The 25,972-nt window shown below is 56.6% G+C and carries 18 protein-coding genes and 5 pseudogenes; 11 read left to right on the top strand and 12 right to left on the bottom strand.

Going from position 1 to position 25,972, the window contains the following annotated elements:
* Positions 1 to 30 precede the first annotated feature (30 nt).
* Together O1V66_RS06590 and O1V66_RS06585 are read right to left on the bottom strand one after the other, a co-directional pair.
* Complete coding sequence (locus O1V66_RS06590; protein WP_045047934.1) at positions 31 to 735, bottom strand: M24 family metallopeptidase; 705 nt, start codon at positions 733 to 735, stop codon at positions 31 to 33.
* Positions 736 to 746: 11 nt separating this feature from the next.
* Positions 747 to 1,751 (bottom strand): ABC transporter substrate-binding protein, encoded by a 1,005-nt coding sequence (locus O1V66_RS06585; protein ID WP_045048216.1) that lies wholly within the window; start codon positions 1,749 to 1,751, stop codon positions 747 to 749.
* Between the two features lie 188 nt (positions 1,752 to 1,939).
* Between O1V66_RS06585 and O1V66_RS06580 the strand changes: the two genes are divergently transcribed.
* Positions 1,940 to 2,788 (top strand): nitrilase family protein, encoded by an 849-nt coding sequence (locus O1V66_RS06580; RefSeq protein WP_045047935.1) that lies wholly within the window; start codon positions 1,940 to 1,942, stop codon positions 2,786 to 2,788.
* An 84-nt stretch (positions 2,789 to 2,872) separates the two neighbouring features.
* Here O1V66_RS06580 and hutU read toward each other — a convergent pair whose 3' ends face one another.
* From hutU to O1V66_RS06545, 7 genes are all read right to left on the bottom strand, one after another.
* The gene (gene hutU, locus O1V66_RS06575; RefSeq protein ID WP_045047936.1) at positions 2,873 to 4,555 is read right to left on the bottom strand and encodes a urocanate hydratase; all 1,683 of its coding nucleotides are present in this window, start codon (positions 4,553 to 4,555) and stop codon (positions 2,873 to 2,875) included.
* A 23-nt stretch (positions 4,556 to 4,578) separates the two neighbouring features.
* Positions 4,579 to 6,126, bottom strand: coding sequence for a histidine ammonia-lyase (gene hutH, locus O1V66_RS06570; RefSeq protein WP_045047937.1), 1,548 nt, complete (start codon positions 6,124 to 6,126; stop codon positions 4,579 to 4,581).
* 102 nt (positions 6,127 to 6,228) lie between these two features.
* Entirely contained in the window at positions 6,229 to 7,014 is a 786-nt protein-coding gene (locus O1V66_RS06565; RefSeq protein WP_045047938.1) for an ABC transporter ATP-binding protein, read from the bottom strand.
* Positions 7,011 to 7,787, bottom strand: a complete 777-nt coding sequence (locus O1V66_RS06560; protein WP_241481418.1) for an ABC transporter permease — start codon at positions 7,785 to 7,787, stop codon at positions 7,011 to 7,013. The genes O1V66_RS06565 and O1V66_RS06560 overlap by 4 nt, the downstream gene beginning before the upstream one ends.
* A gap of 127 nt (positions 7,788 to 7,914) precedes the next feature.
* A complete protein-coding gene (locus tag O1V66_RS06555) occupies positions 7,915 to 8,913 on the bottom strand; it encodes an ABC transporter substrate-binding protein (protein ID WP_045047940.1) in 999 nt (332 codons plus the stop codon).
* Positions 8,914 to 9,143: 230 nt separating this feature from the next.
* Complete coding sequence (locus tag O1V66_RS06550) at positions 9,144 to 9,740, bottom strand: HutD/Ves family protein (RefSeq protein WP_045047941.1); 597 nt, start codon at positions 9,738 to 9,740, stop codon at positions 9,144 to 9,146.
* Between the two features lie 7 nt (positions 9,741 to 9,747).
* Positions 9,748 to 11,115 carry a formimidoylglutamate deiminase gene (locus O1V66_RS06545; RefSeq protein WP_045047942.1) on the bottom strand — a complete coding sequence of 456 codons (1,368 nt, stop codon included), beginning with the start codon at positions 11,113 to 11,115 and terminating at the stop codon, positions 9,748 to 9,750.
* A gap of 183 nt (positions 11,116 to 11,298) precedes the next feature.
* Here O1V66_RS06545 and hutC point away from each other — a divergent pair.
* From hutC to hutG, 3 genes and pseudogenes are all read left to right on the top strand, one after another.
* Positions 11,299 to 12,101, top strand: a pseudogene (gene hutC, locus O1V66_RS06540) (histidine utilization repressor).
* Between the two features lie 151 nt (positions 12,102 to 12,252).
* Positions 12,253 to 13,503 (top strand): imidazolonepropionase, encoded by a 1,251-nt coding sequence (hutI, locus tag O1V66_RS06535; protein ID WP_045047943.1) that lies wholly within the window; start codon positions 12,253 to 12,255, stop codon positions 13,501 to 13,503.
* A pseudogene (hutG, locus tag O1V66_RS06530) lies at positions 13,500 to 14,299 on the top strand (N-formylglutamate deformylase). The gene hutI and the pseudogene hutG overlap by 4 nt, the downstream one beginning before the upstream one ends.
* A 1,091-nt stretch (positions 14,300 to 15,390) precedes the next feature.
* Here the strand turns inward: hutG and O1V66_RS06525 are convergent.
* Positions 15,391 to 16,509 (bottom strand): annotated as a pseudogene (locus tag O1V66_RS06525) (dipeptidase); the annotation flags it as partial.
* A 244-nt stretch (positions 16,510 to 16,753) separates the two neighbouring features.
* Here O1V66_RS06525 and O1V66_RS06520 point away from each other — a divergent pair.
* From O1V66_RS06520 to O1V66_RS06495, 6 genes and pseudogenes are all read left to right on the top strand, one after another.
* A pseudogene (locus O1V66_RS06520) lies at positions 16,754 to 18,348 on the top strand (ABC transporter substrate-binding protein).
* Positions 18,345 to 19,358: an ABC transporter permease gene (locus O1V66_RS06515; RefSeq protein ID WP_045047947.1), complete on the top strand. Its 1,014-nt coding sequence runs from the start codon at positions 18,345 to 18,347 to the stop codon at positions 19,356 to 19,358. The pseudogene O1V66_RS06520 and the gene O1V66_RS06515 overlap by 4 nt, the downstream one beginning before the upstream one ends.
* A complete protein-coding gene (locus O1V66_RS06510) occupies positions 19,355 to 20,269 on the top strand; it encodes an ABC transporter permease (protein ID WP_045047948.1) in 915 nt (304 codons plus the stop codon). The genes O1V66_RS06515 and O1V66_RS06510 overlap by 4 nt, the downstream gene beginning before the upstream one ends.
* A complete protein-coding gene (locus tag O1V66_RS06505) occupies positions 20,269 to 21,099 on the top strand; it encodes an ABC transporter ATP-binding protein (RefSeq protein ID WP_045047949.1) in 831 nt (276 codons plus the stop codon). The genes O1V66_RS06510 and O1V66_RS06505 overlap by 1 nt, the downstream gene beginning before the upstream one ends.
* A complete protein-coding gene (locus O1V66_RS06500) occupies positions 21,096 to 21,842 on the top strand; it encodes an ABC transporter ATP-binding protein (RefSeq protein ID WP_045047950.1) in 747 nt (248 codons plus the stop codon). The genes O1V66_RS06505 and O1V66_RS06500 overlap by 4 nt, the downstream gene beginning before the upstream one ends.
* Positions 21,843 to 21,913: 71 nt before the next feature.
* Complete coding sequence (locus tag O1V66_RS06495) at positions 21,914 to 23,452, top strand: serine hydrolase domain-containing protein (RefSeq protein WP_045047951.1); 1,539 nt, start codon at positions 21,914 to 21,916, stop codon at positions 23,450 to 23,452.
* A gap of 54 nt (positions 23,453 to 23,506) precedes the next feature.
* Here O1V66_RS06495 and O1V66_RS06490 read toward each other — a convergent pair whose 3' ends face one another.
* Together O1V66_RS06490 and O1V66_RS06485 are read right to left on the bottom strand one after the other, a co-directional pair.
* Entirely contained in the window at positions 23,507 to 24,160 is a 654-nt protein-coding gene (locus O1V66_RS06490) for a TenA family protein (RefSeq protein ID WP_045047952.1), read from the bottom strand.
* Positions 24,161 to 24,162: 2 nt separating this feature from the next.
* On the bottom strand, positions 24,163 to 25,005 hold the full coding sequence (locus O1V66_RS06485; RefSeq protein ID WP_045047953.1) for a BtpA/SgcQ family protein: 843 nt from the start codon (positions 25,003 to 25,005) through the stop codon (positions 24,163 to 24,165).
* A 27-nt stretch (positions 25,006 to 25,032) separates the two neighbouring features.
* Between O1V66_RS06485 and O1V66_RS06480 the strand changes: the two are divergent.
* Positions 25,033 to 25,936 (top strand): annotated as a pseudogene (locus O1V66_RS06480) (ribokinase).
* Positions 25,937 to 25,972: the final 36 nt, after the last annotated feature.

Here is a 25,972-nt window from a genome sequence, read left to right as displayed (position 1 = left end):
GTCGCCTTGCGGCACAGGCGCATCTAGACTCTAGAGTATTTCGCAGCCATCGCGACCAAACCACACGACATCTTCGACTTTCACCGCCACCTCGCCACGCTGGGCAAAAGGCTCGATAGCCCAGGCACCCCACATCGGCGTGGCGTTTCCGGCGTCGATAAAGCCATGGGTATAAGCCGCGCCCGCCGTCAATGAATGGCCGATATTGCCGAGCGCATCGAGCAGGATAAAACCTTCCCGTGTGAGACGTTCATGGGAAAGGCCAAAGAGTTCGTTTGCCGGCATGCCGGGCCGACACAGCGCCAGCGTCTCATAATGGATTCTCTCGAGGTCGCCGAGTGCCTGCGCCGCTTCGGGATAGTCACCGATGACGGCGCAGCGCGTGCAGTCGCCCCAAGACCCGTCGGCGGTAATGGGATGCACATCGACCATCAGGACATCCTGCTCGGCCGCCCTCTTGTCGCTGGGTCCCTGCGTTGGAAAACAGACGCGGGTATTTTCGCCAAGCCCGACGTTGGTAATGGTCCAGATGCCTGTCGCGCCGTGCTGTCGAAAGTAACTGTGAACCTGTTCTTCGACCTCATTCTCGGCAATTCCGGCACGGGCAGCGGCGACCGCAGACAGCGCAGCCGCTTTGGCCAGACGCTGCGCCGCCCGCAGACCTTGCGGTGCCTCGAAGGCGACATCCGGTCCGGGACGATAACCCCAGGCCGGTTTCATTGAGGAAGCGGGCATGCGCGGCCTCCTTATGGCAGATACTGGTTGGTGAAGTACTGATCCGCAGGCAGTGGCGCCTTGACAATGCCTTCGGCTTTGATGGCGGTCAGCAGGGTTTGCCAGGTGGCGGCTTCCTGCGCCAGCGAGGCGCTGTCGGCCGGTGCCAGCAACGGCATGGTGTCGGCCCATTGCTGTTTGATGTAGACCGGATCATAGGCTTTGCTATAGGCGTTGGCGAAAGCCTGCACGCCCTCATCAGGATGCGCGACGGCATAGGCAATACTTTTTACTGTGGCGCGCATAAAGGCTTTGGCGACGTCGGGATGTTCCTTCAGCCACGTCTGGTTTCCGGCCAGCATAAAGATAGGCGTATTCGGCACGCCGTGGGCGATGGCAGGCAGGAATTCGGGCTTCTGCTTGCCGGTCGTGGTCATTTCTGTGCCTTCGGCGTTGGTAATACCGGTGATGACGTCGACGCGTTTTTGCAGCAGCAGCGGCACGGTATCATCGGCCGCCGTTACCATCTGCACATCGTTCAGGGTCAGACCGGCACTTTTTAGCATCAGCGCCAGCTGGGCCTTGGTCCAGGCATCGTTGTAAATGCCCACGCTCTTACCTTTTAATTCCGCCACGGTGAAAGGTTTGCCCTGCGCACTGATAATGCCCCAGTTGTTCTCTTTGCCATAACGGCCAATGGCCTGAACCGGCGCGCCCTGTTCTTTGGCAAAGATGATGTCCATGACCGTGGTAAAGGCGACATTCGCGCGCCCCGTGCCGAGGAATTTCATGGTATCCGCGACCGTCGGCGGCGCGACAATGTCGAGATCAATCCCTTCCTGCGTGTAGAACCCTTTTTCCTTGCCTAAAATCCACGGGATCCAGAAGCCATCCGCCACCGGCCATTCCTGAATAAAGGTCACCTTGGTGAGAGTCGCCGCCGAGGCCATGCCAAGCCCGCTGACTGCCGGAAAAAAGGTGCCGAAAAGCGTTGCACCCGCCAAAACGGTCCCAGCTAAAAATGTACGTCTTTTCATGTTCATTTCTCCGGCAGGTTTAGGGGAATTATTGGTCAAATCCTTCTGCATATTGAGGCGCGACAATATTTTATGTCAATCAATTTGTTGAGTATTATTCTGCTTGAATAATAACCTGATAAGTGCGATCACTATTTTATGAAACGGCGACGTAACGCGCGCCGTCATCCATCAATCTGGAGAAGATAATGACAGCAACGCATCATGAAGCGCCCGTCACGGTAGCCTGTCTGCAAACGGAACCGGTTTTTGGTGAGACCGCAGGCAACGTCGCCGCAACGATTACCCTGATTGAACAGGCCGCGGCAAAAGGCGCCAACCTGCTGGTGCTGCCTGAACTGTGCAACACGGGCTATGTCTTTGCCTCGCGCGCCGAGGCCTTTGCGTTGGCGGAAAACATTCCCGAAGGCCCGTCGTGTCGTGCGTGGATGGCCTGCGCAGCCCGTCTGAACCTCTATCTGGTCGCAGGAATCACCGAACGCGATGGCGAAAGTCTCTATAATTCGGCCGTGATTATCGGGCCGGAAGGCTATATTGGCCGTTATCGGAAAGTGCATCTCTGGGGGGATGAAGCCCTGTATTTCGAACCGGGCAATCTTGGTTTTCCGGTATTTAAAACGCGGATAGGCACGCTCGGCTGCCAAATTTGCTATGACTGCTGGTTTCCCGAAAGCTTTAGAATGGCTGCCTTGCAGGGCGCGGAAATCGTCTGTGTGCCGACCAACTGGGTGCCGATTCCGGGACAGGACCCTCAACGTGAAGCGATGGCCAATATTCTGGTGATGGCCGCCTCGCACAGCAATTCGCTCTTTATTGCCGCCGCCGATCGCGTGGGCGTAGAACGAGAGCAGCCGTTTATTGGTCAAAGCCTGATAACCAGTTACACAGGCTGGCCGGTTGCCGGTCCTGCCAACGATACGTCACCCGAAATCATTATGGCTATGGTGAATCTTGCCGACGCCAAACGCCATCGCAACTGGAACGATTTCAATCAGGTTCTGAGAGATCGTCGGCCGGACGTCTATACCCTCGATTAACACTCTGCTCAACGCGTTTTCCGCCTCTTCGCCTTTCAGATGGAGAAGAGGCAGAATGACGTCACTTCGTGACAACGTCACGCATTACAGCATCGGCAGATTCAAGTGATGCGTTTTGGCGCAGTCAATGGCCTGTTCGTAGCCTGCATCCGCATGGCGCATGACGCCGCTGGCCGGATCGTTAAACAGTACGCGCGCCAGTCGCGCATCGGCCGCCTCTGATCCGTCACAGACAATGACCATTCCCGCATGCTGCGAGAAGCCCATGCCAACGCCGCCGCCGTGGTGCAGGCTCACCCACGTCGCGCCGCCCGCCGTATTCAGCAAGGCGTTGAGGAGTGGCCAGTCGGACACGGCATCCGAGCCGTCTTTCATCGCCTCGGTTTCGCGGTTGGGTGATGCCACGGACCCCGTGTCGAGATGGTCGCGGCCAATCACTACCGGTGCTTTCAGCTCGCCCTTGCGCACCATTTCATTGAACGCCAGACCGGCAATATGCCGCTCGCCGAGGCCAAGCCAGCAGATACGCGCGGGCAGACCCTGAAACGCAATGCGCTCGCGTGCCATATCCAGCCAGTTGATGAGATTGGCATTGTCCGGGAACAACTCCTTGAGCTTGGCATCGGTTTTGTAGATGTCTTCGGGATCGCCGGAGAGCGCCACCCAGCGGAACGGCCCTTTGCCCTCACAGAACAGCGGACGAATATAGGCAGGCACAAAACCCGGAAAATCAAAGGCATTGCTGACGCCTTCATCTTTTGCAACCTGACGAATGTTGTTGCCGTAATCCACAGTGGGAATGCCCATCGCGTGGAAGTCCAGCATCGCCTGCACGTGCACCGCCATCGAGGCCCGCGCGGCCTTGACGACCGATTGCGGATCGGCGGTGCGCGCCGCCTGCCACTGTTCCAGACTCCAGCCCTGCGGCAGGTAGCCATTCAGCGGGTCGTGGGCAGAGGTTTGATCGGTAACGATATCCGGACGTAATCCGCCCTGCTGTGCGCGTTTGACCAGTTCCGGCATAATCTCGGCCGCATTGCCGAGCAGTCCGACAGAAATCGCCTGCTTCTCGGCGCAGGCCTTTTCAATCAGGGTCAGCGCTTCATCGATGGTGTAGGCCTTGTGGTCGAGATAGCGGGTGCGAATACGAAAATCAATGCGCGATTCCTGACATTCAATTGCCAGCACACAGGCCCCGGCCAATACGCCGGCGAGCGGTTGCGCGCCTCCCATGCCGCCGAGTCCGGCAGTCAGAATCCATTTGCCGCGCAGGTCGCTGTCATAATGCTGGCGACCAGCTTCGGCAAAGGTTTCATAGGTGCCCTGCACAATGCCCTGCGCACCGATGTAAATCCACGAACCCGCCGTCATCTGGCCGTACATCATCAATCCGGCCTTGTCGAGCTCGTGGAAGTGGTCCCAGTTGGCCCAATGCGGCACGAGATTGGAGTTGGCTATCAGCACGCGCGGAGCATCGGCGTGGGTGTGAAACACGCCGACCGGCTTACCGGACTGCACCAGCAGGGTTTCATCTTCTTTCAAGGTACGCAGACTTTGCAGGATCCCCTCAAACGCGGGCCAGTTACGCGCGGCCTTGCCTATCCCGCCGTACACGACTAAATCTTCGGGACGTTCGGCGACATCCGGGTCGAGATTGTTTTGAATCATGCGGTACGCGGCTTCAATCAACCAGTTCCGACAGCTTAGCTCGGTGCCGTGCGGGGCGCGAACCACGCGGGCTACGGCGGTTTTCTGTGGTGAATTCATCTCTCACTCCTTCCTGATTAAAATTAATTGAAGCTAGGCAGCAGAGCCTGGATGGGCGCAGGCCAGGCATCACGACTGGCCCACTGCCGCATATTTTCGACGTCGGGTGCCATCAGGCGGTCTTTCTCGAGAAAAGCCACTTTCTCGCGCACGGCGGCGATTTCACCCTCTATCATGGCCGAGCTTTGCAGCGGACGGTTAAAATCGATGCCCTGCACGGCGGCCATCGCCTCTATCCCCACGACCACGGCCGTGTTGAAGCACATGTCTCCAAGACGGCGTGCGGCATAGGTTGCCATTGAAACGTGATCTTCCTGATTGGCCGAAGTCGGCAGGCTGTCGACGCTGCCCGGATGCGCGAGCGATTTATTTTCCGACGCCAGTGCCGCCGCCGTGACCTGCGCAATCATGAATCCGGAATTCACGCCGCCGTCATTGACCAGAAACGCCGGTAATCCCGACAGGCCGGTATCGAGCAGCAGCGCCAGACGGCGTTCTGAAATCGCCCCGATTTCCGCAATCGACAGCGCGATGATGTCTGCGGCAAAGGCCACCGGTTCGGCATGAAAATTCCCGCCGGAAATGACATCCCCGTTGTCGAACACCAGCGGATTATCGGAGGCGGCATTGGCTTCTATTTGCAGGATCCGTGCCGCATGTTTGAGGTTGTCGAGACAGGCCCCCATCACCTGCGGGACGCAGCGAATGGAATACGGGTCTTGCACGCGACCACAGTTAAGATGCGAGGTGACAATGTCACTTCCGTCCAGCAAGGCAAGGACGGCGGCCGCGACGGCTATCTGTCCCTCCTGCCCGCGCGCCTGATGGATGCGGGCATCCAGCGGTTTTACTGAGCCTTTGATAGCTTCAAGCGAGAGCGCGCCTGCCACCAAACCCGCCGCGAAAACCCGTTCACCTTCAAACAGACCGCGCAGCGCCAGCGAAGTCGACACCTGCGTGCCATTGAGTAATGCCAGCCCCTCTTTTGGCCCGAGCACAAACGGCGTTAACCCTGCTTTCGCCAGACCTTCCACGGCAGACATTCTCTGCCCCTGAATCGTGACGTCCCCTTCACCTATCAGCATGAGCGAAAGATGGGCCAGCGGCGCGAGATCGCCCGACGCGCCAACAGAGCCTTTTTCGGGAATACACGGCATTACCCCCGCGTTGAACAGCGTAATCAGCGCTTCAATGACTTCCATACGAATGCCGGAATGGCCACGCGACAGGCTCAGCACCTTGGTCGCCATCACCAGCCTGACGACATCGTCCGGCAAGTCCTTGCCGATGCCGACGCTGTGCGACAGCACCAGATTACGTTGCAGTTCGGCCAGTCTGTCGGCGGGGATCATGGTCTGCGCCAGCTTGCCGAAACCGGTGTTGATGCCATACACCACGCGGCCCTGCTCGACGATGCCCTGCACCGTTTCCTGCGAGGCGAGAATATCCGCACGGGCGCTGTCCGCCAGTGTAATCAGAACATTGCCCTGATAAATCCTGCGCAGCGTTGCCAGGTCAACCTGTCCGGGTTGCAAAAGGCAATGTGTCGTTTCAGACGTTGAAGATGCCATAATCTATTCCTGTCTATACAAGTTAAGGTAAACGTATTCCCGGAGACGTTTCAGCCGAGTGAAAAGCCGCCGGGAAGGTGCGTCAAGCGGCGTTGGCCGCCGTTAATGTTCTTGCGTCTGCAACGTCTCGACGCGGATTTCTTCCGTCACTCGGGCCTTCAGGGCCATAAATTCGGGTGACGTCTTGATGCGGTAATCGCGCGGATGCGCAAAATCGACAGCGACTTCGCGCTTGATGCGCCCCGGACGCGCGGAGAATATCGCCACTTTATTGGCCATAAATATCGCCTCGTCAATGTCGTGCGTGACAAACAACACCGTTTTGCGGGATGACTCCCAAATCGACAGCAACAACTCCTGCATCATCACGCGCGTCTGGTTGTCCAACGCACCAAAGGGTTCATCCATCAGCAGCACTTTCGGGTCGTTTGCCAACGCGCGTGCAATGGCGGTTCGCTGCTGCATGCCGCCGGAAAGCTGGCGTGGAAAATGGTGCTCGAACCCGCGCAGCCCGACTTTGTGAATAAAATAGTCGCTACGCTCTTTCTGAGCCGCCTTGCCGACGCCGCGCTCCTCAAGCCCGAAGCAGATGTTCTGCTGCACGCTCAACCACGGAAACAGCGTATAACTCTGAAACACCATGCCTCGATCCGCACCGGGGCCTTCGACCCGTTCGCCGTCGAGCCAGACCTCACCGCGCGTAGGCTGGTCGAGTCCGGCGACAATGCGCAGCAGCGTCGATTTTCCACAGCCCGACGGGCCGAGAATGGTAATGAAATCGTTCTCGTCAACCTGATAATCGACCGGCAACAGCGCCTGGGTTTTTTCGCCCTTCGGACCGGTAAAGGTGCGTTCGACCTGCCGAATACTTAGCGTGGGCTTGCTCATTTGAAGGCACTCCAAGCAAACAGGCGGCGATTGACCGCCTTGAAGAGAAAGTCCGACAGCAGGCCGATGCAGCCTATGACGATAATGCCGAAAATCATCTGTCCGGTATTGAGCATGGCCTGACTGTCGACAATCATGTGCCCGATGCCGCTTGACGAGCCGATGAGCTCGGCGACGATGACATAAGTCCACGCCCAGCCCAGTACCAGCCGCAACAGCTCGGCAATCTCGGGTGCCGCGCCCGGAATTATCACGCGGCGCACCACGCTGCGATTGGTCGCGCCCAGCGTATAGGCCGCCTCGACCCAATCACGTCGGGCCGCGCCGACCGTTACCGCGACCATCAAGGTAATCTGAAAGAACGAGCCGATGAAGATAACCAAAATCTTCTGCATCTCGCCAATACCCGCCCAAAGGATCAGCAATGGCACAAAGGCGGACGCAGGCAGATAGCGGCAGAAAGAGACAAAAGGCTCGAAAAACGCCTCAATCAGCTTGTAGGAGCCCATCAAAATCCCGAGCGGAACGGCAATAATGGACGCGAGCACAAAGCCGCCGAGCACGCGCATGACCGTCATGCCGATGTCACCTGCAAAGTTGAACTCGGTAAACAGCAGCCAACCTTCCTCAAGCATGCTGGCCGGACTTGCCAGAAAGGTCGGCGATACCACACCGGTAAAGGTCACCGCGGCCCATGCGCCGAAAAACAGTACAAAAAAGCAGAAGCCAAGAAAGCCGCGTTGCCGCGCCGCAACAGGCCTGAGCGGCACCATCATCGGATTATGCGACACCTTTTTACTGCTCGGCAAAGGTGCCGGTTCACGCTGCGTCGTCTCGGGCAGACGCGTAACTTGCGAACTGGAATCTTGCATCACGGCTTTCATCCTCGGTCTGGTTGATTTAAGGGGTGACCGTCGCATTGGCGACAAACTGGGGATCAAACACCGCAGCGTAATCCGGAGTTTTACGCAGGATCTTCATTTGGGTCAGCAAGGTTGCAGCCTCTTTGCTGAAACTTGTGATTTCGCCGCCAAAGAATTTCCTGTTTTGATCCAGGTCCTGCCAGCGCAGGTAACTGGCCTCTTCCGCAAACTGCTTGCCGGTCTCTTTTACCGCCGCGCCCATGATGTCGTTGGCTTTGTCGGGTTCGCGCTTAATCATCGCCAGCGCTTCAAAGTAGCTGTTGACCAGCGCCTGCGCGGCTTTCGGGTTTTTGGCGAGGAAATCAGGCGTGCAGCCCAGCGTGTCCATGACCATCGGGTAATCCAGCGTGGTGGCTAGAATCTTGCCCTTGTCGGGACTTTGACGAATGGAAGAGAGATAGGGTTCATAAGAGACGGCCGCATCGTTTTGCCCGGCGATAAAAGCGTGCGCCGCCGCATCGGGCCCCATTGTCGCGACCTTGACGTCTTTCATGCTCATGCCATTTTTATCCAGCATCCACGCCAGCAGGAAATAAGACGACGTTCCGGGCGCATCCACGCCGATGGTTTTGCCCTTCAAATCGCTAATCTTGTTGATGCCCTGACGGACGGCAATGCCATCCGCGCCATAGGATTTGTCGAGTTGAACGATCTGTTTGACGGCTACACCCGCAGCGTTCCAGCTGAGATAGGTTTCAACCGTGGTGGCCGCGCATTGCAGGTCACCCGAGGCGATGGCCAGATGGCGCGACTGCTGCGGCACCCGTTTTAAGGTGACATCAAGGCCGTTTTTCTTGAAGATCCCGGCCTTGTCGGCAAGGGTCAGGGGAGCAAAACCGGTCCAGCCGGAAATGCCTATCGTCACCGGCGTATCGGCAGCCTGCGACGCGCCCGCCGCACACACCCCCACTGCCACCGCAAGACTCAAGCGGATAAAGGATTTCTTCAATTTGGCCTGTGAAAACATCTTGCTCATTTGCCACCTCGGTTTAAAGACCCTGTTGATAATTGCCCGATAACATCGCCGTGTTGTCTATACAAGCTGACTCAAGGATTACGCAAAGTTTGTGCCAGTTATCTTTGAAAAAATCGTCCGTTGTTGCGCCTATCGCGCGCGCTTTAAGGGTCTTTTTCTCTGCCAGTGACCCTTGCCGAGTTAAATAAGTGCACGACGTGCGCTATTTTGGCGCATAAAAGCGCGTCAAATTAGAACAGCGGCAGAATGGCCGCCCACAGTATCAGGCTGTCGGGGCTTTGGGCTTTCAGAAGCAGTTCCAGCGTAACGTCCTGCGTATTGGCCCATACCACGCCCTGATTGGCACGCAGCACGTTTTCGCCCTGCAACAACCATTCACCCTCGCGCACCAGCAATACCCCGCCCATCAACAATGGCGCATAGAAACTCTGCCGTTTGGCGCTGACGACAGAGCGGCAAATACCGCGACGGGTCATGATGTTGAAATCAGTGGTGACGCCACCGGTCAGGTTGGCATGCAAGGCGGTATCGCCCGAGAAGGCAAAAGGTTCGGCGGGGGTGGTGAGGGCATGGTCGATTTCGCCGTCGGCAAACAGATGCACGCCCTCGCCGGTCAATAATGTGATGGAGCGATCGACACCCGAAAAGGCGGAAAACGGGCCGTCCTGCGCAATGGTGGCTATGCTTGCGCGCCAGTTGAAGTCACTGGCGTGCGGCGGCATCGAAATGATTTCCCGCGTTTCGCCCCCGCCGTTGCGCCACGGTGTTACAGGCAAGCTTTCCACCGCGAAGAAGTTCAGGGAATCCGGTATCAAGGCAGTTTGCATAGCGACTCTACTCCTGACCAAGATGGGTTAACAGGGCAAGAAAGTCTGCGGCCGCTTCCGCTTGATGCGGATGACGTCCTGCAATAATTTTAGCCTCTCCGGCAACCCACACATCCTGAATTTGCGCGGCGCTACCGGCAAACAGCCAGCGGTTGAGCAGTTGGTCATCGCTGGCGGCAGCAAGATAGGGACAATCCGCGTCGAGTACCAGCCAGTCGGCGCGAAAGCCTGCCGCCAGCCTGCCAATCGTCACGCCGCAGGCCTGTGCACCGCCCGCCAGCGCCTGCGTATAAAGCACATCGCCGACCGAAGGCTGCCGGGGTGCGGTCAACCGGTTACGGCGCGTATCGCGCAGCCGTTGCCCATACTCAAGCCAGCGCAACTCCTCGACCACGTTTAGTGAAACGTGACTGTCAGAACCGATGCCCCAGCGGCCTCCCTGCGCAAGATACGCCACGCCCGGGAAAATTCCGTCGCCAAGATTGGCTTCGGTCGTCGGACACAGCCCGGCAACGGCACCGCTTTCGGCCAGTAATTCCAGCTCGCGGGCATCGGGATGCGTGGCGTGAATCAGGCACCAGCGTGCGTTGACCTCGACGTTATCGAAGAGCCAGGAAATAGGCCGTTTGCCGCTCCACGCCAGACAGTCCTCGACCTCTTTAACTTGCTCGGAAATATGCAGATGGACCGGCAACGTCCTGTCGCTGACAGCCAGTACCTGATGCATCTGCTCGGCCGATACGGCGCGCAGAGAGTGGAAGCACACGCCCTGATTTTGCGTGGGAATCCCGGCTATCTGCGACGCAATGACTTGCTGTTGCCGCAGATAACTGTCCACGTCCTGAATAAAGCGACGCTGCCCAGGCTGCGGCGGTTGCGCGCCAAAACCGGCGTAGGTGTAAAGCACCGGCAGCAGGGTTAGGCCAATCCCCGCGCCGTGAGCAGCCTGACTGAGCTGTGCGGTCATTTCGCCCGCATCGGCGTAAGGTTTGCCGTCGGGATCATGGTGAAGATAGTGGAATTCGGCGACGTGGGTATAACCGCCTTTAAGCATCTCGATATACAGCTGGCGGGCAATGACGCCTATCTGCTGCGGGGTCAGTCGCCCTACCATTCGGTACATCAGTTCGCGCCAGGTCCAGAAACTGTCCTGAGGATGGCCCGCTACTTCCGCAAGCCCCGCCATCACGCGCTGAAAGGCATGAGAATGCAGATTGGGCATGCCCGGCACCACGGGTCCCTGTAAGACATAGGCATCATCAACAGTAGCGTTGGCTACCGTATCAGTGATAAAACCCTGTGAGTCGACAACAATTCGGACGTTGTGCGCCCATCCATCAGGCAGTAACGCGCGGGCAGCAAAATAAGCGGGCATGGCGATGTTCCTGTAGTAAAAATACTCGAATGGAAATTTTTGATTTTATCGGTGCGACATTTCCGACCAGCTTGTCTATACATATACATACAGCAACAGGCGCTGTAAACTCTGTCTGTGTTATTTTTTAATAAAGCTCAAATAAAATGTTCTGGAAGATTTATGAAAAGCGAGGTGTCGGGCATGTCTGATTCACAGGGGCGATTACAACAGAATGTGGCGCTGCAAACCGTGTCACAGCAAACGCTGTCACAGCTTTCGGCAGCGATTAGCGATACCCCTGCGCCGATATATCAGCGGGTCAAGCAGGCCATCATCAGCCAGATTCGTGCGGGCGTCTGGCAACCTCATCAGCGCGTGCCGTCGGAAAGCGAGCTGGTCAACGAATTGGGCGTCAGTCGGATGACCATTAATCGCGCCCTGCGCGAGCTTACCAGCGAAGGATTTTTGATCCGCATGCAGGGCGTCGGCACCTTTGTAGCCGAAGCCAAGGCCTACACGCCCATGCTGGAAGTGCATAATATTGCTGATGAAATTGCCGACCGTGGCCATCGTCACAGCAGCCGTGTTCTGGTATGCGAGGCACGTCCCGCCACTGCCGAAGCCAGGCACTGCAACTGGGGATTGCCCGTGGTGAACCGCTGTTCTTCTCGCAAATCGTTCATTACGAAAACGAATTGCCGGTACAGATTGAAGAACGTTGTGTAAACCCGAAAACCGCGCCCGACTATATTCAGCACGTTTTCAATAACCGCATGCCTTACGATTATCTGATGCAGGTCGCCCCGCTCACCTCCGGTGAACATCGCGTGGAAGCGGTCAGCGCCAGTGAAGAGCAACGCAAACATTTGCAGCTTGGCGAACACGAACCCTGCCTGCTTATTCACCGTCGAACGTGGAGCGGCAATCAGGTGGTGACCTCGGCGCGGCTGTTGTATCCAGGGTCGCGCTACCAGCTCTTTGGTCGCTTCACCAGTCATGGCTAGGTTAAAGATTCGCCGTGAACGCTTTGGCATCAGACAGTTGGCAGCTCGAGCGATAAGAAAAAGCTATTGCCCACAGGCTTGCCGCCTGAAATAGAATCGGGTAGTTTCATGGCGGTTGTCTATACAAGATAGAATGATTCTGGAGATTTCTATGGCGACACCTCTTTACACCCCTGCGGCGCATGAAGGCGAACTTTACTGCGACAGCCTGTGGTTCGGCGCAGATATCGTGACCATGCACGACGGCCGCTACAACATCGTCGAAGATGGCGCGCTGGCGGTCAAGGAGGGCCGGATTCTGTGGGTAGGCCCGAAGCATCAATGCCCTGACTTCATTACGGAACACAAAACGGATTTTGGTGGCGGCATTGTGACGCCGGGTCTTGTCGACTGCCACACGCATCTGGTGTTTGGGGGCGACAGAAGCGCCGAATTTGAACAGCGGCTCAATGGCGTGAGTTATGCCGACATTGCCGCTCAGGGCGGCGGCATTCTTTCCACTGTCAACGCGACTCGCGAGGCGACGCAGCAGCAACTTTTCGCGCAGGCCGAATTCCGCCTGCGCACCCTGCTCGCCGAAGGCGTGACCTGCATTGAAATCAAATCCGGTTACGGGTTGAGTGTCGACAGCGAGCTGAAAATGCTGCGTGTTATCCGCGAGTTGGGCGCAACGCAGTCCGTTGACGTGCTTTCGACCTGTCTGGCCGCGCATGCCGTGCCGCCAGAGTTCAAAGGCAAAGCCGATGATTACGTTACGCTGATTTGTGACACACTGCTGCCGCTTGTGGCCTCGGAAGGTCTGGCCGATGCGGTCGATGCATTCTGCGAACATCTGGCCTTTTCGCCGGACCAGGTCGAGCGCGTTTTCGACAAGGCACATTCGCTCGGCCTGCCGGTCAAACTGCATGCCGAGCAGCTTTCGTCGCTGCATGGCAGTCAGCTTGCGGCGCGACATCACGCGCTGTCTGCCGATCATCTCGAATACGCCACCGAATCCGATGTCAAGGCGATGGCTGAAAATGGCACCGTTGCCGTGCTGCTGCCGGGCGCTTTCTATCTGCTACGTGAAACGCAGGTTCCCCCGGTTGCGCTTTTTCGCCGTTATGGCGTGCCGATGGCGCTGGCGAGCGATGCCAATCCCGGCACGTCACCCGCCCTGTCACTAAGACTGATGCTGAACATGGCCTGTACGCTGTTTCGCATGACGCCGGAAGAAGCGCTGGCGGGTGTGACCTGCCACGGGGCGCAGGCGCTGGGGCTCGGCGATTCGCACGGCACGCTTGCGGCGGGGAAAGTCGCCGATTTTGTCCACTGGCCGGTCAAACGCCCGGCCGAACTGGTTTACTGGCTGGGCGGTCAACTGCCCTGCACCGTCGTCTATCGAGGAGAGAGTCGTTTATGAGCATCGCTGAACCCTACCAGTTTATTGCAGGCCATGCGCCGTTACTGATCAGTATTCCGCACGCGGGCACGCGCCTGACGCCTGAAGTCGCGAGCGGCCTGACCGATGCCGCGCTGCCCCTTTCCGATACCGATTGGCATCTGCCCCAGCTGTACGATTTTGCCCGCGAGCTTGGTGCCAGCATCCTCATCGGCAACTATTCGCGCTTTGTTATCGACCTGAATCGCCCCGCCGATGACAAACCGTTATACACCACCGCGACGACGGGCCTGTATCCCGACACGCTTTTCGATGGCCGCCCAACCTTCAAAGCGGGTCAACAGCCGGACGACGCGCAGCGCAAAACCTATCTTGATGAGATCTGGCAGCCTTATCATCAAAAGATCGAGCAGGAACTGGCGCGCATCAAGGCCGAGTTCGGCTATGCCCTGCTCTTTGACGCGCACTCTATCTCCTCGGTTATTCCGCGCCTGTTCGAAGGTCGTCTACCGGACCTTAATCTCGGCACCAACGATGGCCTGAGCTGCGCCGCCGGGCTTGGCGAGGTTGTCACTGGCGTCTGCAAGGCACAAAGCACCTTCACTCATGTGCTGAACGGCCGTTTCAAAGGCGGATATATCACCCGCGCCTATGGACAGCCCGAAAAAACCAGCACGCCGTCCAGCTCGAATTAGCCCAGTGCAACTATATGGACGAGATAGAGCCTTATCCGTACATCAATGACAAAGCCGAGCAGTTACAGGGCGTTATCAAGCCTCTGCTGGCGGCCATGCTGCAATGGGGACGGGAGATTTAAGCTTGACCGAGCATGGCGGTTTTAGATTTGGGAAATCTAAAGGCAAACTGGATTTTTAGATTGAAAATCTAAAGGCAACCTTCTGTTTTTTTGCAAAATTTTTTTGATTTCAAATCTAAGATTAAGGTCGAGTTCAAATTCAAAGGCATGCGCTGCGCTTACTGGGCGGCGGCCCAGACCGCCCAAAGGGTGTGCCTGGGCCCACACCCTTTGGAATCCCGGGCCCTTTGCCCTCGCGACGCGATAAGTGCAAAATAACGACATCGTTTCAGTTACTCCGCCGTGTGGCGTAGGTCGCGGCGCTCCGCGCTCCCGTCACTCCGCTCGCGAGCCAAACACGTCTCGCTCACGCCGTTCCGCGCCGCCCTGATACCGCCAATCACAGCCTCTACCCCAAAACCGGCAACCCGCCCGCGGTCAAGACCCCTTCCCTCCAAAGGCGAAACCTATTTTCTTTGAACGGAGACGGCCTAACCCTTTTGAGTTTTAATCATTCTGGAAATGGGGGTAAGTAAGGTCTTTCATCTTTTCGCTTGCAGAAATAAGCCGTTTGTGGGCAGGCGACGCGGAAGGATGAACACGATTTTGGGTAGAAGCTGATACTGGCGGATTCGGGGCGGCGCTGAGTGAAGTTGAGCAAGACGTTTTTGGCTTGCGAACGAAGTGAAGGGACCGCGGAGCGGCGCGACCTACGCCACGCGCGGGCGCGTCTGGAAAGATCTACAAACTTGAGAATGGCACGGCTTGGCGAGGACAAAAGGCGCAGAGATGCAAGAGGTGGCGCCTTCCACCTCTTGCCCGGTTCCGGCGCTGTGGGTCAAATGCCCATTGAAGTATTGAAACCGGAAAAATTCCTCGGAGCCCGTTGCCCTGAACATTGGCATTAAAGCCGCGCCTCCGGGCCGCCGCCCAGTAAGCGCAGCGCATGCCTTTGAACTTGAACTTGAACTCGACCTTAATCTTAGATTTGAAATTAAAAAATAATTTGAAATTAAAAACCCAATCCTTGCCCTAGATTCCCAATCTAAAAACCAAACTTTGCCTTTAGATTTCTCAAATCTAAAAAAACCAACCGCTTTTGGGCGGTCACTCCCCCATGTACGTTCAAGCACAGCTATCCAGTTCTTGTGGCAAATCTTTTCCAGAACGTGCTGGTTATAACCTGCGGAACGAAGCGCGGCTTCGAGTTTACGCAAGCCGCGCACGTCGACCATATCGGGCGTCAAAGTGACGCCGTCGAAATCCGAGCCAAAACCGACGTGGTCTTCACCGAGCTTTTCGACCAGATAATCGACGTGACGCACCATTTCCATCACAGTGCCGTCCGGTGACTTCTGTCCATCTTCGCGCAGGAAAGACATGCCGAAATTCACGCCGACAAAGCCGTTGCTCTCTTTGATGGCCGCCAGCTGTTTGTCCGTAAGGTTACGCGACTGGGCACTCAGTGCGTGGGCATTGGAGTGACTCGCCACCAGCGGCGCATCGCTGTGTTTCGCCACCTGCCAGAAGCCTTTTTCATCAAGATGCGATAAATCGACCATGATGCGTTTCTGGTTACACGCCTTGACCAGCTTGATACCGAGGCCGGTAAGACCCGGGCCAAGATCGGGCGTGGAGGGATATTTAAACGGTACGCCGTGACCAAAAATATTCGGCCGACTCCAGACGGGACCTAGAGAGCGAAGCCCCATCTGATAGAGCACATCGAGCAGATATAGGTCAGGGTCGATAGCCTCGGCCCCTTCAATATGCATAACTACAGCTAATGACTCGTTCTTGATGCATTCACGGATTTCTTGCGCAGTGCGACAGATTTTCACCGCACCCGCCGACGCTTTTTCGATACGCAGCAAAAAGGCCATCATGCCAATTGTGACGTCGCGCGCAGAATTAATGTCCGGCGTAGGATAAAAATCTGGATGTTTTTTAATACCTTCAACGAGGAAACGGGTATCCACCCCAGATTGCGGCACGATACTTGCTTCTTCCGGTGAGTCAGACAAGGACGGTGACGGAACGTAGGCCGCAAACAGGCCACCGGCGAATCCTGCTTCACGACAGCGCGGCATGTCCATCTGCCCGCAGGCGGGACCTTCGAGGAAGGCTTGCTCGGGATTCTGGTGATGATTTAACCAAAGTTGCATTAAAACATCATTATGGCCATCAAAAACCGGCACCAGGTTTTCGTATTCACTGACTTTGCTGTTCATAGAAAAGATCTACCCTTGGTTAGGCACGACGTGAAATTAGCTATTTTCGCTCTTTGAAAGTGCATGTCTATACAAGACTGCACCAGCAACGAGCAGTGATTCACATTACATTTTTTTGTAGGTGAACAAGGCGAAACGGGCAATGCGCTGGCTTTCATTAGTGACAAAGCCCGTTCGACAAGTCAAGGGCGAGACGTAATAATTTTAAAATAAAATCTTATAAATCAACACAATGGGAGTCATCATGGTAACAAGGCGTAGTTTTATCACCGGCTTTTCGGCAATTCCTGTTTTGTCTTATCTGAACTTTAATAATGTGTTTGCCGCAACGCCTAAAACCATTCTGGTGATGGCTATCCAGCTGGACATCATCACAAGCCTCGACCCGCATGAATCCTTTGAATCTGTTGGCAGCGAAGTCACGGGCAACATGTACCAGCAGTTGGTAAAACCTAAAATCACCTCGCCCGATGAAATCGAAGGCGATCTGGCTCTGAGCTGGACCACGTCGGAAGACAAGAAAACCTTTACCTTCAAGATGGATCCCAAGGCCAGATTTGCCGACGGCACGCCGGTTACCGCAGAAGATGCCGCCTTCTCTCTGCAACGCGCCGTAAAACTCGACAAGAGCCCGGCCTACATCATCAATCAGTTTGGGTACACCAAAGATAACGTCGAGCAGTACATCAGCGCGCCGGATAAAGAAACGCTGGTGATTAAAACGACCGATCCCGCTTCCGAATCTTTCCTGCTTTACTGCCTGTCGGCCAACGTCGGGTCCATCGTGCAGAAATCGGCCTGTCTCGCAAACCAGAAAGGCGACGATCTGGGTAACGCCTGGCTGAAAACCAACAGCGCGGGTTCTGGTGCCTTCAAGCTTCGCACCTGGAAAGTCAGCGAAACCGTTATTCTGGAAAGCAACAAGAACAACCCGCACGCGGGTAAAATCGAGCGCGTGATCATGCGTCACATTATCGACCCTTCTGCCCAGATGCTGATGTTGCAAAAAGGCGATATCGATATTGCCCGCAACCTGACCACCGAGCAGCTGCGTCCGTTGAAGGAAGACAAAAACTTCACGCTGGTCCAGAAAGGTATCGCAGGCACGCTGATGGTGTCCGGAAACGTCGCCCATCCGAATCTCTCGAAACCGCAGGTGTGGCAAGCCATCAAGTGGGCTATCGATTACGAAGGCATTCAGAAAAACATTATTCCGCTGACGCACAAGATTCATCAGAGCTTCCTGCCGGAAGGTTTCCCGGCGGCGGTCAATTCCATCATGTACAAACGTGACGTTGCGAAAGCCAAGGCATTGCTGGCCGAAGCCGGTTTCCCGAACGGGTTTGAAATCACGCTGGATCACTATTCTGCCTCGCCATCCACGGATATCGCCCAGGCGATTCAGTCCAATCTGGCCGAAGTCGGCATCAAGGTGACGCTGCTGGCTGCGGAAAGCCGTCAGGTGCTGACCAAGATGCGCGCCCGTCAGCAACAGTTGGCCATCACGCAGTGGGGGCCGACTACTTTGACCCGAACTCCAATGCCGAAGCTTTCTGCAGCAATCCCGACAACAGCGACAAGGCCAAAAGCCGCACGCTGGCCTGGCGTTGCAGCTGGCAGGACAAGGCTATCTCCGACCTCGCCGCCAAAGCGCTGCACGAGCCGGACCCCTCGACCCGCATCAAGCTTTACGAGCAGTTGCAGACGCAGCACATGGAAACCAGTCCGTTCATGATAATGTTCCAGCCGACCCTGACTGCGGCGTGCCGTCATGATATTACGGGCGTGGTATTGACGGTCATGAGCACCAGTCCTTACGAAAAGGTTATGAAAGCGTGAGCAAGAGACTCAACAGTTTTCTGAGTACCTGCATCAGCGTTTGTCTTACTTTGTTTGGCCTGTCGGTCATCACCTTCTTTATCGGAAGAGTGATGCCGACCGACCCGGTACTGGCTGCGGTCGGCGATAATGCGCCGGAGTCGGTTGTCGAACGTGTACGTCACGAAATGGGGCTGGATCAGCCCCTCTGGATGCAGTTTCTCCACTATCTCGGTCAATTGGCGCACGGCGACCTGGGTCGCTCTGCGCTGACCTCGAATGCCGTCACCAGCGACATTGCGCGTTATTTCCCTGCCACGCTCGAACTTGCCACCGCCGCGATAATCATCGCGACGCTGATAGGTATTCCGCTGGGCGTCTGGGCCGCAACGCGACAGGGAAGCTGGATTGACCAGACCATTCGCGTGGTATGTCTCGCCGGTCACTCGCTGCCCGTGTTCGTGCTGGCGCTGCTCAGCCTGCTTGTCTTCTATTCGGCATTGGGCATTGCGCCGGGGCCGGGCCGTCAGGACATCATCTATCAGGACATGATCCCGCAGGTCACCGGGCTGCTTACCGTGGATTCGCTGATAGCGGGCGACATGGGCGCGTTCTGGGATGCGCTGGCGCACATGGTGCAGCCGGTGCTGATTCTGGCCTATTTCAGTATGGCCTACATCACCCGTATGACCCGTACCTTCATGCTTAACGCGCTGGGCGGCGAATATGTGATTACCGCCCGCGCCAAAGGGCTGTCGGCGAGCCGCGTCATCTGGAAACACGCATTCCCGACGGTCGGCGTACAGCTGATTACGGTGCTGGCGCTGACCTATGCCGGCCTGCTCGAAGGCGCGGTGGTGACCGAAAACGTCTTCTCGTGGCCGGGTCTTGGGCAATACCTCACCGTGTCGCTGATGAACGCCGACATGAATCCGGTCATCGGTTCCACCTTGCTGATTGGCGCGATCTACGTGCTCCTCAATCTGCTGGCCGACCTTCTCTATCGTTTACTGGATCCTCGCGTAAAATGAGCCAACTTTCTTCACGACCGGGGACACGAGCCTGGCTGCTCGATGAAACTCCGAAGAACCGTACCCAGGCCGTCTGGGGTCGCCGCTATCGCATCTGGCTCGGGCTGCGTGCCAATCCGCTGGCCTTGATTGGCCTGATAACCGTGCTGCTGGTGCTGGTGATTTCGCTGTGCGCGCCGTTGCTGACCCACTATCATCCGGGCGATCAGGATCTCGCCAATCGCCTCGCCAAACCTTCGGCGCTGCATCTGCTTGGCACCGACGAACTGGGCCGCGACACGTTTAGCCGCATTCTTTACGGCGGGCGCATTACCCTCGGCATGGTCATCGTCGTGGTCGCTATCGTGGCTCCGCTTGGCCTGCTGATTGGTTGTGTCGCAGGCTATGCGGGCGGCCTTGTCGACCGCATTTTGATGCGCATAACCGATGTGTTTCTCGCCTTCCCGCGTCTGATTCTGGCGCTGGCCTTTGTCGCGGCCCTGAAACCCGGCATCGAGAGCGCCATCCTTGCCATCGCCCTCACCGCCTGGCCGCCCTATGCACGACTGGCGCGTGCCGAAACCCTGCAGGTGCGCGGCACCGATTTTATTGCCGCCTGCCGCCTGACCGGCGCAACACCGGCGCGTATCGTGTTTCGCCACATCATGCCGCTGTGCGTGCCGAGCCTGGTGGTCCGCGTTACGCTCGACATGAGCTCGATTATCATCACCGCCGCGAGTCTGGGCTTTCTCGGCATGGGCGCACAACCGCCGTCGCCGGAATGGGGCGCGATGATTGCCACCGCCCGCCGCTTCCTGTTTGCCGAATGGTGGGTGCCGCTGATTCCGGCGATCGCCATTTTCGTCACCTCGCTGGCCTTCAATTTTCTCGGCGACGGTTTACGTGACGTCCTCGATCCCAAGGAACGCTAATGCTGGTTGATATCAAAAATCTGCACATTACCTTTGAAACCCGCAGCGGCAGTTTCGACGCGGTGCGCGGCGTGTCGTTGTCGCTCGGCAAGGAAAAGCTCGGAATCGTGGGCGAAAGCGGATCGGGCAAATCGCTGACCGCGCGCTGCCTGATGAATCTGCTGCCTTCCAGCGCCAAATGCCGGGCCGATACCCTCTCCTTTGACGGTATCGATCTGCGCAACGCCAGTGAAAAACAGATGCGCCAGATCCGCGGCAAACGCGTCGGCTTTATTTTGCAGGACCCGAAATACTCGCTGAATCCGGTGATGACCATCGGCAAGCAGGTCGCCGAGGCGTGGCAGACGCATAAGGGCGGCAGCAGAAAACAGGCGATGGAAGCCGCGATTGATTTACTGGACCAGGTGCGGATCCGCGACCCGCATAAAGTGGCCGCACGCTATGCCCATGAAGTCTCGGGTGGCATGGGTCAGCGCGTCATGATTGCCATGATGCTGGCGCCCGATCCGGAGTTGATGATTGCCGACGAACCGACCAGTGCACTGGACGCCACCGTGCAGGCCGAAATTCTGCGCCTGCTCGATGACCTGGTTTCGAGCCGCGGTATGGGGCTGATTCTTATCAGTCACGACTTGCCGCTGGTGTCGAAATTCTGCGATCGCGTAGCGGTCATGTACGCCGGTCGCATCGTCGAAACCTTGCAGGCCGGTGATCTGCGCCATGCGCAGCATCCTTACACACGTGGCTTGCTGGAGTGCCTGCCATCGCTTGTGCATCCAAGAGAACGGCTGCCGATTCTGGTTCGCGACGAGGCATGGAAGACATCATGATAAATCTGGAACAACTGCGCATCGCCTTTGGTGATACCGAAGTCGTCAAAGGCGTGAGTTTTACCGTCAACAACGGCGAGAGTTTCGGCATTGTGGGAGAAAGCGGATCGGGTAAATCGACCATTCTTCGCGCGCTGGCCGGACTCAACGAATCCTGGTCCGGCGCCATGAGCATTGCCGGTGAGCCTCAGTTGCCGAAACGCCCAAAACGCTTTTACCGTCGCGTGCAGATGGTGTTTCAAGACCCCTACGGGTCGCTGCATCCGCGTCAGACCATTGACCGCATTCTTGCCGAGCCGCTGGAAGTGCATGGCTTTCTGAATATCGAGAGACGTATTGCCGATGCGCTCAATGAAGTCGCGTTGCCGCAAAGTGTGCGCTTTCGTTTTCCGCATCAGCTTTCGGGCGGACAGCGCCAGCGTGTCGCGATTGCGCGCGCCCTTATCTCGGAACCCGACGTGCTGCTGCTCGACGAGCCGACCTCGGCGCTGGATGTGTCGGTACAGGCGGAAATCCTCAACCTGTTGACTGACATCCGCCACGAGAAGAAATTGACCTATGTGATGGTGACCCACAATTTAGCCGTGGTAACGCATCTTTGCACCAGAATCGGAGTGATGATCGGTGGTCAAATGGTCGAGCTTGTGAGTGCGAACGATTTACGGGCCGGACGCGTAACGCATCCGCATACTGCCGAGCTCAGGCGACTCAGTCTTGATCTCGAAGAACCGGAAATCGATTAGGGCAACCTTTGATTTTAGCCGACGCCCATCGTCACAGTACGGATGATGGGCAATGGATAATGGAGACAGGAATGAATTCCTCAAGTTCTGTGAATTGGCAAGCGGCATTGGAAGCGGCAAAGAAAGTGACCGAAGGATGGAATCGACCGGGTGAACCGGGCGGGGCCATTGCTCTGTTTGATAGCGAGTCCCTGCGCGGCGAAGCCTGCGGCGGTCTGGCAAATCTGACCACCGGCGAGCCATTTGGCATCGACAATGTGGTGCGTTACGCCTCGGTAACCAAGCATATTTTCGCCACGCTGGCGCTGCTGCGAAGCGATGCGGGTCTGTCGCCCGATGATACGCTCGGCAGTTATCTCCCCTTCCTGCAACCGCCGATGGCGGACGTCACGATTGGGCAGGCGCTGGACATGACGGGCGGATTGCCGGACGTGCGCGAAACGCTGTCACTGCTCGGCATCTCAGTGTATAACGTGACCGAACCTGACGCACTGCTCGACTTTCTGGCAACGGACGGCAGCCTGAACTTTCCGGCCGGAAGCGAAATCTCTTATTCGAACACCGGCTACCGCTTGGTAGAAGCCATTCTGAAACAGAAAGGCATTCTGTTCGACGACCTCATTCAGCGCCATATTTCATCCCCTCTCGACATTGCGTTTCATGCGCCCGAAACCTGGTTTGATATCGTGCCGAATCTGGTGCCGGGATATTGGAAATCCAAAACGGGCTGGAAAACCTCGAGTGCCGGTCTGCATCTTTCGGCCTCGGGCAGCGTGACGGGCAGCCTGCGTTCCTTAAGCCTGTGGTTGCAGAGCCTGTTGCAGGACAGCGGCCCCGGCGCGGGCGTCCTGTCGGCCCTTAGACAGCCGCGCACCTTGCAGGATGGCACCCCGACCGATTATGGATTGGGCATCACCCATTCAACACTCGGCGAACATCGGTTGCTCGGCCACGGTGGATCGCACGCCGGTTACAAGACCTACTTCCTGCTGCATCCGCAGCTAAAAGTGGGTGTGGCGCTGGTGTCCAATCGCGAAGATACCGCCTCTTATACTGCGCTGCTCAACGTGATGTCTGCCCTGCTCGACACGCCGCTACCCGCCCGAAGCACGGCGCTGAAAGACGGGCTGTATACCAGCCAGGCCGAGCCTTACTGGCTGTCGGTAAAAGACGGCGTCGCGACCTATCTGGGCGCGGGCGAAAATCTCTATCAGGCGCAAGACGGCAGCGCCGTCTCGCTTTCTGCGCATCTGCCTATGCGCCTTAAGATGAATGGCGATGCCATCGAGGGCGAAATCGGTCTGGCGAAACGCTACTTTACGCCTATCGACCCGCATAACTGTCTGGAATTGATTCAGGGGCGCTGGTTCCATCCACAATCGAAAGCCGCGTTTGATATCGAGGGAGACAAACTGATGATGGGCGTGGGTCCGTTACGTGCAAGCGGAACGCTGACTTCGATTGGTCAGGGGCGTTTACTGGTCAATATGCCGGACGGTCCCTGGGAGAAATCCTTCTGTCTCTATTTCCAGGGGTATAATGTTCGGCTGATTTCCAACCGCAGTCGCGTGTTGAGCTTCCGCCGCGATGAGTGCCGCATAAGCTGGTAAAGGGTGAAAGGTTTACCTGTTTCGACAACGAGACAGGTAAACCGGCCAGTGGCGTTAATTGAAATAGGCCGCACTGTGAAAATCGATTTCCCACTGCAACACCTGTGCATATAACGCCGAAAGCTGCGCCCGCTGCAAGTGATTGAGAGTGGCGGCCAGCGTATCCAGTTCTGCCTTCAGCCAGCTTGCCTGCTCGATAAAGGTCCGTTCGGCGTGCATCACCACCCAGTCTTTGACATCCGCATCGCGGATTTCTGCCTGACTTACCCTCTTGCACCACTGGTAATACATCCATTCGGCACCAAACATCAGGGTAAGGATTTCTGCATAGCTGCCGGTTTCTGCCACGCGCAGCATGCCCTGACTGAATCGGTAAACGTCCGGCGTCGAGCGCAGATAAGCCTCGGCGGAGACACCGCGTTTTTGCATGACGCGCTCGAAATAGGCAATCTGCTCGTTGGCCAGCGCGTCCAATACACCAATCAACCTGCGCTGATGGGTCATGCTGGGCGCTTTGATAACCGCGTAGGAAAATATCTGGATGGCCGTTGCGACAAAATCGCCTTCAAAGACCAGATACTGATTAAATACCGACGCATCCAGTTTGCCCTGCTCGATATCGGTGACAAACGGATGCTGCTGCATTGCCTGCCAGACTGCCTGATTCCGCGCCAGTAACTGGTCGGTAAAGCTTGTTTGCGTACTCATCTTCAGTCTCCAAGCTCGGCCTGCGCTATCGCCATAAAATGTTTCACCCGTTCAGGCTCGACCTGATTCCACCACACGCCGCCATATTTCAACGTGCTGGCTACGATAACGCCTTGCGTACGCTGAAGAATTTCGCAAATGTTGCCGGGCGTAACGCCGGAGCCAACCAGCAAGGGCAATGAGGTTGCCGCCCCGATTTCGTCTATTTCATCAAGCGTGGCGGTATCGCCGGTGCGCTGTCCGGTGGCTATCACCGCGTCGGCCTGGAAAAAATCGACATCGCGGGTAAGTTCGGTGATGGTTCTGTCGGCCACAATCGCGTGGCTGCCGTGTTTGACGTGGCTATCGGCAAAAATCTTGATGTGTTCGGCGCGCAGCAGCGAACGATAACGCAGGGCTTTGGCGGCGGCCCCTTCGATAAATCCTTCATTGGCAATATAGGCATTGGCCCACTGATTGACGCGCACAAAGTCTGCGCCACTCGCCAATGCCGTCGCCAGAGCCGGAATGGCGGCATTGGCGAGAACATTAATGCCGAGCGGACAGCCAAACTCTTTTTTTACTCTATCGGTAATGACTGCCATAAATGCCGCCGTTTCATAGCCGATGTCTTCCGGTTTTGAAAAGGGAATATCGCCGTGGTTTTCAATAATCAGTCCATGAACGCCGCCTGTCAAATAGGCTTCGGCATCACTTAATGCAATATCCATAATTTGATTGATTGATTTTCCACGGTAATTAGGCGACCCCGGAAAAGGCTCGCAATGGACCACGCCAATTATTGCTTTCTTTCTTGAAAATATCTCTTGTATTGCGCTGTTTTTTTCTGCTGATATAGATGCCATAACATCACTCTCCTCAAGGAATACAGTATGAAAGTCTTCGTTGTCGGCAATATTGGCGTTGACGAAACCTTTATGATTAATGAATTGCCCGCCAAAGGGGCGTCCATTCATGGAATTAAAACCCATCAGGATCTCGGCGGAAAAGGCGCCAATCAGGCCATCATCCTTTCCCGCTGCGGCATTGATACCACACTTGTCGCCGCCCTTGGCAATGACACGCAGGGGCAATGGTGCAGGGAAACAATAAACCGCGAACCGCTCACGCTGCGACCTGACTATTTTTGCGCGGCGCGAACCGACAGTTCGCTAATATTTACCTGCGCCGACGGAGACAATGCCATAATAACGACAACCACGGCAGCGCAAGCATTGTCGCTGGACGATATTCATCAGGCATTGTCATTATCCTGCGAGCAGGATGTCGTATTACAACAGGGTAATTTCTCGGCCGAAAAAACCGAGGCAATATTTCGCCTTGCCCGTGAAAATAAATTAACCACGGTATTCAACCCTTCCCCCTTTACTATTCAATTCAAGGCGATTCTTCCTCTGGTAGATATTTTGGTGGTCAATCAACTCGAGGCGCAAGGGTTAAGCGGTGTGTCTGACATAGCCCACGCGGCCAAAAGTCTGCTCGAGGCGGGGGTCGGTCAGGTCATTATCACCCTCGGCGCTGACGGCGCGCTGCTTTTGGACGCCCACCAGCGCCAGCAGATAGCCGCTGCGCCCGTTGAAGTCGTCGATACTACAGGGGCCGGAGACACCTTCCTCGCCGTGATGCTCGCGTCGGCACTCAAACGTCGGTTACCGGTCTGCCGGCAAGATTTAGTCTGCGCTGCAATGGCCTCGGCAATCACTATCGGCGAGAACCGGCACGCTGAGCGCCTTCCCGAACCAGCAGGAGCTTGCCGATATCCTTGCCGCGCCCTGACGCGTTATCACTTATCCGCGCTGGACAAACCTTGCG

The sequence above is a fragment of the Rouxiella chamberiensis genome (assembly GCF_026967475.1).
Lineage (GTDB): Bacteria > Pseudomonadota > Gammaproteobacteria > Enterobacterales > Enterobacteriaceae > Rouxiella > Rouxiella chamberiensis.
This window is presented reverse-complemented; position numbering and strand designations above follow the sequence as displayed.